Origin of the sequence: Actinophytocola sp. NPDC049390 (assembly GCF_044466355.1) — a bacterium.
Lineage (GTDB): Bacteria > Actinomycetota > Actinomycetes > Mycobacteriales > Pseudonocardiaceae > Actinophytocola.
The window spans coordinates 357,321-363,816 of sequence record NZ_JBITMQ010000011.1 but is presented as its reverse complement, the minus strand read 5'-3'; the positions used below and the strand labels follow the sequence as shown (position 1 = coordinate 363,816).

5 protein-coding genes are annotated in these 6,496 nt (G+C 69.1%); 3 read left to right on the top strand and 2 right to left on the bottom strand.

Annotated elements, in window-relative coordinates; translation table 11 throughout:
- Positions 1–510: 510 nt before the first annotated feature.
- On the bottom strand, positions 511–1,854 hold the full coding sequence (gene glnA, locus ACIBVP_RS29785; RefSeq protein WP_396109653.1) for a type I glutamate--ammonia ligase: 1,344 nt from the start codon (positions 1,852–1,854) through the stop codon (positions 511–513).
- A 23-nt stretch (positions 1,855–1,877) separates the two neighbouring features.
- Complete coding sequence (locus ACIBVP_RS29780) at positions 1,878–3,143, bottom strand: MFS transporter (protein WP_396109652.1); 1,266 nt, start codon at positions 3,141–3,143, stop codon at positions 1,878–1,880.
- 100 nt (positions 3,144–3,243) lie between these two features.
- Between ACIBVP_RS29780 and ACIBVP_RS29775 the strand changes: the two genes are divergently transcribed.
- The 3 genes from ACIBVP_RS29775 to ACIBVP_RS29765 are packed head-to-tail and all read left to right on the top strand — an operon-like array spanning position 3,244 to position 6,438.
- Positions 3,244–4,206 (top strand): GlxA family transcriptional regulator, encoded by a 963-nt coding sequence (locus ACIBVP_RS29775; RefSeq protein WP_396109651.1) that lies wholly within the window; start codon positions 3,244–3,246, stop codon positions 4,204–4,206.
- Between the two features lie 34 nt (positions 4,207–4,240).
- The gene (locus ACIBVP_RS29770) at positions 4,241–4,930 is read left to right on the top strand and encodes an LppX_LprAFG lipoprotein (RefSeq protein ID WP_396109650.1); all 690 of its coding nucleotides are present in this window, start codon (positions 4,241–4,243) and stop codon (positions 4,928–4,930) included.
- Entirely contained in the window at positions 4,927–6,438 is a 1,512-nt protein-coding gene (locus tag ACIBVP_RS29765; RefSeq protein ID WP_396109649.1) for an MFS transporter, read from the top strand. The genes ACIBVP_RS29770 and ACIBVP_RS29765 overlap by 4 nt, the downstream gene beginning before the upstream one ends.
- Positions 6,439–6,496: the final 58 nt, after the last annotated feature.

Genomic DNA, 6,496 nt, shown 5'->3' with positions numbered 1-6,496 from the left:
CGCCGCCAGCGTTCGTCCTGAGCCAGGATCAAACTCTCCAACAATGCTTTATGTGAAGAGAAACAAATCCCAGCAATAAATACCTAGCTCTAATCCAAAGAGGCCAGGCACAAGCTCACTAGCATTTTGAATCGGCACACTGTTGAGTTCTCAAACAACACACGTTCAGCCATTCTGGGCCGCTGTCCGCGACACAGTCTGACAGACGTCAGTTGGTTTACTGCGTTTGGGGTGCTGGAGCGCCAATCCCTACTTGGGGGACCTTAGACAGTCCCGCTTGGGAGGCTTACCGCTCTAGCAGTGCCGCTACATGCTATCCGGTCCGATCCGCGGTGTCAAGTCCGCTTGGCCCGTTCGCATCCAGCCACTGAACTGTATCAGAGGCCGGGGCTTCGCGTCGGAGGGGGGTCAGGCTTGCTAGTTCCTGTCCGGTCCGCCGCGCCGTGCGACGAGAAGAAAGTTATCCGGCCATGCGTGCACAAGTCAAATCGCCTGGTCAGAGGCTTGCGCTCACAACAGCGGAAGAAGTGTTCGCAGCTCATAGGGGGTGACCGACCGGCGGTACGCGTCCCACTCGTTGCGCTTGTTCCGAAGAAAAAAATCAAAGACGTGTTCGCCGAGGGTCTCGGCGAGGAGTTCGGACCCCTCCATCTCGGCGAGGGCCTCCCCCAGGTTCTGCGGGAGGTTGCCGTAGCCGGCGGCCCTGCGCTCGGCGTCGGTCAGCGACCACACGTCGTCCTCGGCCTCGGGCGGCAGCTCGTAGCCCTCCTCGACGCCCTTCAACCCGGCCGCGAGGATGACCGAGTACGCGAGGTACGGGTTGCACGCGGAGTCGAGGCTGCGGATCTCCACCCGCCGCGACGACGCCTTGCCCGGCGAGTACATGGGCACCCTGACCAGGGCAGACCTGTTCGCGTGCCCCCAGCAGACCGCGGTGGGCGCCTCCCCGCCGACGATCAGGCGCTTGTACGAGTTCACCCACTGGTTCGTGACCGCGGAGATCTCCCGCGCGTGCTTGAGCAGGCCTGCGACGAACGCCTTGCCCGTCTTCGAGAGCTCGTAGGGGTCCTCGCTGTCGTAGAAGGCGTTCTGGTCGCCCTCGAACAGGCTCACGTGCGTGTGCATGCCCGACCCGGGCTGGTCGGTGAACGGCTTGGGCATGAACGAGGCGCGGACGCCCTGGGTGATGGCCACTTCCTTGACCACGTACCGGAAGGTCATCACGTTGTCGGCCATGGTCAGCGCGTCCGCGTACCGCAGGTCGATCTCCTGCTGACCGGGGGCCCCTTCGTGGTGCGAGAACTCGACTGATATGCCCATCGCTTCGAGCGTCTCGATCGCGTGACGCCTGAAGTGGGTAGCGGTCTCGTGGCTCGCCTGGTCGAAGTAGCCGCCGTTGTCCGCCGGGACGGGCTCGCGACCGTCCGTCGGGACCTCGCTGAGCAGGAAGAATTCGATTTCCGGGTGCACGTAGCAGGTGAAGCCGGACTCGCTCGCCTTGGCGAGGGTCCGTCGCAGCACGTGACGTGGGTCCGCCCAGGACGGTGAGCCGTCGGGCATGGAGATGTCGCAGAACATGCGCGCCGCGTAGTGGTGGCCCTCGGGGTCCTCCCACGGCAGCACCTGGAACGTCGCCGGGTCGGGGCGCGCGACCATGTCGGACTCGTAGACACGGGCGAAGCCCTCGATCGCCGAGCCGTCGAAGCCGATGCCGTCGGCGAACGCGCCCTCCAGCTCGGCGGGGGCCACCGCGACCGACTTCAGGAAGCCGAGCACGTCGGTGAACCACAGCCGCACGAAGCGGATGTCCCGCTCCTCGAGGGTGCGTAGGACGAACTCTTGCTGACGATCCATGTCGGCAGCCTAGGTAGATCGTGTTAACTGCGTGTTTCGGCCCTGGAGGCATCACGGATCGGGCGAATGGCGAGCGACAGGAGCGCGGCGACAACGCACAGGCCACCGGCGAAGTACCACGCCGTGTCGTAGCTGCCCTGTGTGTCGCGGATCGCCCCGGCGCCGACGGCCGCGATGGCGGCGCCGATCTGGTGGGAGGCGAAGACCCAGCCGAAGACGACCGGTCCTGACGTGCCGAAACGGTTCCGGCAGAGCGCCACTGTGGGTGGCACGGTGGCGATCCAGTCCAGGCCGTAGAAGAGGATGAACACCCACATCGACGGTTCCGTCTCGGGTGCGAAGAGGGACGGCAGGATCATCAGCGACAGGCCGCGCAGCGTGTAGTAGGCACCGAGGAGTAGTCGCGGGTCCACCCGATCGGTGAGCCAGCCGGAGAAGATGGTGCCTGCGACGTCGAAGATGCCGATGAGCGCGAGCAGGGACGCGGCGGTGGTGTGTGGCATGCCGTGGTCGTGTGCGGCGGTCACGAAATGGGTGCCGACCAGGCCGTTCGTGGAGGCGCCGCAGATGGCGAAGCCGCCGGCGAGCAGCCAGAACGTCTTGGTGCGGGCGGCGCTGGTGAGTGCGCGGATGGCGCGGGCGGCGCTGCTCCCGGTGACGGGCCCGGCTTCCGTCACATCTTCGGGGGTCGCCCCGTAGGCGGTCGTGCCGACGTCTTTCGGGTAGTCGCGGAGCAGCCCGAGGACCAGGGGTACGACGGCGAGTGCGGCGGCCGCGACGACGAGGGCCGGGGTGCGCCAGCCGTGTGCGGTGGCGAGTGCGGCGACGAGCGGGAGGAAAACCAGCTGGCCGGTGGCGCCCGCGGCGGTGAGGATGCCGCTGACCAGGCCGCGGTGTTTGACGAACCAGCGGCCGGTGACGGTGGCGACGAAGGCCATGGACATGGCGCCGGTGCCGACGCCGACCAGTACGCCCCAGCACAGGAGCAGTTGCCAGCTCGCTGTCATGAAGACGGTGAGGCCGCTGCCGGCGGCCACCAGGACGAGGGCGCCGGCGACGACGCGGCGCATGCCGAGGCGGTCCATGAGTGCGGCGGCGAACGGTGAGATGACGCCGAAGAGCACGAGGTTGATGGACACGGCCGACGAGATCGTGGCGTGTGACCAGCCGAACTCCTCGTGGAGGGGGGCGATGAGGACGCTGGGGACGGCGCGGAAGCCCGCGGCGCCGATCAGGGTGACGAACGCGGCGACGGCGACGAGCCACGCCCAGTGGATCCGGGTTCGCACAGGCCGCGTCCGCGGCTCGACTTGGGTCACGTCGACAGCGTGCGGGAACTTTCCGCAGCCGACGAGTGGCCGGATCGCCAATATCTGGAAGAATCTGGCCATGACTGTGCATCAGGTGGTCGTCCTGGCCCTGGACACCGTCATCGGCTACGACATGGCCATCCCGCCGCAGATCTTCGCGGAGGCCACCGGCCGGGACGGGGAGCGCCTGTACGAGGTGCGCATCTGCGGGCTCGACCGGTCACCGATCAGGGTGGCTTCGGGCTACACGATGGTGCCCGACCACGACGCTTCGATACTGGCCGAGGCGGACACGGTGATCGTTCCAGGCACCAGGATCGCGGGTCCGCGCCTGCACGGCGTCCTCCCGCCGGCGATCGGGGAAGCCCTGGCCAGGGTGCCGTCGCACGCGCGGATCATGTCGATCTGCACGGGCGCGTTCGTGCTCGGCGCGGCCGGGATCCTCGACGACCGGCCCGCGACCACGCACTGGGCTTACGCGGACGAGTTCCGTGCGCTGTACCCGAAGGTGGCGCTCAACGAGAACGTGCTGTTCGTCGACGACGGCGACGTGCTCTCCTCGGCGGGGCTGGGCGCGGGCGTGGACCTGTGCCTGCACGTCATCCGCCGCGACCACGGCACCGAGGTGGCGAACCGGGCGGCGCGGTACTGCGTGGTTCCGCCGTGGCGGGAGGGTGGGCAGTCGCAGTACATCGACCGGCACGTGCCCGACCCCGGCACCGACGGCACGGCCCCGACCAGGGCGTGGGCGCTGACCAGACTGCACGAGCCGATCGACCTGGCCGCACTCGCCGAGCACGCGCGGATGAGCGTGCGCACGTTCTCCCGCCGGTTCCGCGCCGAGACCGGGATGTCGCCGGGGACGTGGCTGACGAGGCAGCGGATCGAGCACGCCCGGCACCTGCTGGAGACGACCGACCTGTCCGTCGACGCGGTCGCCGAGCAGGCCGGTCTCGGCACCGGCGCGTCGCTGCGGCAGCACATGCGGGCGACGCTGGGTGTCTCGCCGCTGGCGTACCGGAAAACGTTCCGGGCGGGCTGAACGTCTCTCAGCTGGACCGCCCTAGGATTCCCGCATGATGCGCCGGATCCTGTTCGTCACGCTCGCGTTCACCGCGGCGGTCGCCACGGCCTGTTCTTCCGACGAACCCGCGAGCAACGGGAACCTGCCCGACGCCGCCGGGTTGCTGAACGACGCCGCCGCGTCGACGGCGGACATCACGAGCGCCCACTTCACGCTCGCGGTGAACGGGGAGATCCCCGGCCTGCCGGTGAAGAGCGCCGAGGGGGACCTGACCAGGGAGGGCGGCGCGGGTGGCGCGGCCAAGGGCACGGTGTCCATGGACCTCATGGGCAGCCTGTTCGAGGGCGAGTTCGTCCTGGTCGACGATTCGGTCTACATCAAGGGTCCGACGGGCGGGTACAACGAGCTGCCCGCGTCGATGGTGCGGAGCGTGTACGACCCGGCGGCGATCCTCGACCCGGACAGGGGCATCGCGAACGTGTTGAAGAACGTCACGGACGCGCGCACGGAGGGCACCGAGGACGTCGACGGGGTGTCCACCTACAAGGTGACCGGCAAGGTGACCAAGGACGTTGTGTCGTCGCTGGTGCCGGGCATCGACGCGGACGTCGACATCACGTTCTGGCTGCGTCAGGACGACGGGCACCAGCCGGTGAAGGCGAGCGTGAAGGTGCAGCAGGGCACGGTTGACGTGACCCTGTCGGACGTCAACAAGCAGGTCGAGATCACGGCTCCGCGGTGACGACAGAGGTGAAGGCCCGCGGGCGCGCCGTCGCGATCGGCGCGGGCGGGCTCGCGGTCCTGCTGGGGGCGCTCGACACGTACGTCGTGGTCAGCGTGCTGCGCCAGATCATCGACGACATGCAGATCCCGCTGAACCGGCTGGAGCGGGTGACCCCGATCGTGACCGGTTACCTGCTGGGTTACGTGGCGGCGATGCCGTTGCTGGCGCAGGCGTCGGACCGGTTCGGGCGCAAGCTGCTGCTGCAGGTGTGCCTGGTGGGCTTCATCGTCGGGTCGGTGGTGACGGCAGCCGCCGGGGACACCACGGTGCTCGTCACCGGACGGGTGATCCAGGGCGTGGCCAGTGGCGCGCTGTTGCCGGTGACGATGGCGTTGGCCGCGGACCTGTGGGCCACGCACCGGCGGTCGGCGGTGCTGGGTGCGGTCGGCGCGGCGCAGGAGCTGGGCAGCGTGCTCGGGCCGGTGTACGGGATCGCGCTGGCGGCGCTCCTGGGCTGGCGCGGGGTGTTCTGGGTGAACGTGCCGCTGGCGGTGGCGGCGATGGTGGCGGTGCAGTTCACGGTGCCGAAGCGCGACCGTGTGGGTGACCGTCCGAAGGTGGACGTCGTGGGGGCGGCGCTGCTGGCGGTCGTGCTCGGGTTGCTGGTGGTCGGGCTGTACAACCCGGAACCGCGCGAGCAGGTGCTGCCGTCGTGGGGGGTGCCGCTGCTGATCGCGGCCGCGGTCGCGTTCGTGGCGTTCCTCGGCTGGGAACTGAAGGCGCGGACCCGGCTGATCGACACGTCCGGGGTGCGGTTCGGGCCGTTCCTCGCCGCGCTCGGCGCGAGCCTCGCCGCGGGGGCGGCGTTGATGGTGACGCTGGTCAACGTGGATCTGTTCGGGCAGACGCTGCTCGGGAAGGACGACAACGGCAGCGTGCTGCTGTTGGTGCGGTTCCTGGTGGCGCTGCCGGTCGGCGCGCTGGTCGGCGGCTGGCTGGCGGGGCGCTTCGGGGACCGGCTGCCCGCGTGCGCCGGGTTGCTGGTGGCGGCGGCCGGGTTCTGGCTGGTGTCCATGTGGCCGCTGGACGTGTTGTCGGCGCCCCATGACCTGGGTTTCGTGTACCTGCCACGGCTCGACACCGATCTGGTGATCACCGGATTCGGGCTCGGGTTGGTGATCGCGCCACTGTCCGCGGCCGCGTTGCGGGTCGTGCCCGCGGTGCAGCACGGGGTGGCGGCCGCGGGTGTGGTCGTGGCACGGATGACGGGCATGCTGGTCGGGGTGGCGGCGCTCGCCGCGCTCGGGCTGCACCGGTTCCACTCGCTGACCGCCACGCTGGACACGCCGCTGCCGTTCGGGAAGCCGGAGGCGCAGTTCGAGCGGGAGATGGCCGTGTACCGGGCGGCGGTGAACGATGCGCTGTTGACGCAGTACAGCGAGACGTTCGCGATCACGGCGGTGGTGTGCGTGGTGGGTGCGGCGCTCGGGCTGCTGATCGGCGGGCGGCGCGCGGAAGAGGTGTGAGGGGGCGGCCTCCGGCCCCCGGTTGCCAGCGTACGGGCGGGGACCGACAGTTTCCGCT

Coding starts and splice junctions, on each gene's coding strand:
- ACIBVP_RS29770 (WP_396109650.1), top strand. CDS start 4,241: ATGATGCGCCGGATCCTGTTCGTCACGCTCGCGTTCACCGCGGCGGTC.
- glnA (WP_396109653.1), bottom strand. CDS start 1,854: ATGGATCGTCAGCAAGAGTTCGTCCTACGCACCCTCGAGGAGCGGGAC.
- ACIBVP_RS29775 (WP_396109651.1), top strand. CDS start 3,244: ATGACTGTGCATCAGGTGGTCGTCCTGGCCCTGGACACCGTCATCGGC.